This window comes from Mesorhizobium sp. M0808 (genome assembly GCF_040320025.1).
Classification (GTDB): domain Bacteria; phylum Pseudomonadota; class Alphaproteobacteria; order Rhizobiales; family Rhizobiaceae; genus Mesorhizobium.
The window spans coordinates 1-1,279 of the sequence record NZ_JAMYOX010000118.1 but is presented as its reverse complement, the minus strand read 5'-3'; the positions used below and the strand labels follow the sequence as shown (position 1 = coordinate 1,279).

The window sequence follows — 1,279 nt, the reverse complement described above, 5'->3', positions numbered from 1 at the left end:
CGGAAAGCGCACATCGTGGAAGACGATTGCGTCACCGTCGCTATTCTCGAAGGTGGTCTGCTCCATCCGCATCGTCCGATCCAGGGTGTCGAACAGCCATGAGAGGGTAAATACCGGCGCGACCTGTTGAAGTTCTTCGTTTGTTGGTATGCGCAATTTTTTGGACCGACCCTTGCCAAAGATCGCCCGCAAACCATCGAACAGCGCGTCGGAAGCTTCCGGCGTGAACGGCAGTAATCCTCCGCCAATGATGTTCTTGCCCGTAACGGGAACGATCCTGGCGGCAACCCTGCCCCATTGCTGCAATGTCTTCGTGGCTGTGCCCTCGCTGACCAGGACAGGATCTCCGCCGCGGATGAGATCGCGAGCCATCAGGGATTTGCCTGACACGATGTCGCTGACTTCGTAGAGGCTCATCACCGACGTCCGGAGCGCCTTCATGTAAGCTTTCGCCTGGGCGCCTTCCTTCCAACCGCGCCGCTTCAGATACTCGTCGACGATATTGCCGCCCTCGACGTCGAAATCCTGAGTGAGGAAATCCTCGAAGGCGCAGCCCCAAAGCGTCATTGCCCAATGATCGCCGAGCATCTCGGCCAGATCATCGAATTCCATGTTGCTGGCGTCGAGAACCGGCCCGAAATGATCGTCGAGAACATCTTCGAAACAATCGCGCCATTCGTCGTGGGAGAGGAACTTCATCAGACCCTTGAGATCATGGCTGTTGGGCATGGCCTTTTCCCACTTTTCGTCTGTGCTCGGCGATAATTCTCGATACCGTCGGCTGGCTGACTTCGTAGAGCCGCGCCATTTCAGCGGCTGACTTGCGTCCGGACAAGACGCTCTCGGCGATTTCCAGCCGTTTCTTTGGATTGAGCTTCTTGCGGCGGCCGCCGATCCTGCCCTCGGATCGCGCCAAGGCCAACCCGGCGGAGGTGCGTTCGCGGATCATGGCGCGCTCGAATTCGGCGAAGGAACCGACCATCTGCATCATCATGCGCCCTGCCGGCGTCGTTGTATCGATCGCCTCGGTCAGAGAGCGGAATCCGGCACCGGCGGTCTCGATCCGCTCCATGATATGCAGCACGTCCTTGAGCGAGCGTGACAGGCGGTCGAGCTTCCAGACGACAATGGTGTCGCCCTGCCTCAAATGATCAAGCATCCTGTGTAATTCAGGCCGCTCCCAGCGACCGCCAGAAGCCTCTTCCTTGAAGATGCGCTTGCAACCTGCATCGGCGAGAGCCTTGGCTTGCGCCTTGTTCGACTGGTCGTCCCCCTTGCT

General features: G+C 58.8%; 2 protein-coding genes. Both read right to left on the bottom strand.

Going from position 1 to position 1,279, the window contains the following annotated elements; genetic code table 11:
• The coding region (locus NKI25_RS36225) for a DUF7986 domain-containing protein (RefSeq protein ID WP_502897508.1) at window positions 1-729 on the bottom strand (729 nt) is incomplete at its 3' end.
• The coding region (locus NKI25_RS36220; RefSeq protein ID WP_353000964.1) for a recombinase family protein at window positions 713-1,279 on the bottom strand (567 nt) is incomplete at its 5' end. The genes NKI25_RS36225 and NKI25_RS36220, both read right to left, overlap by 17 nt.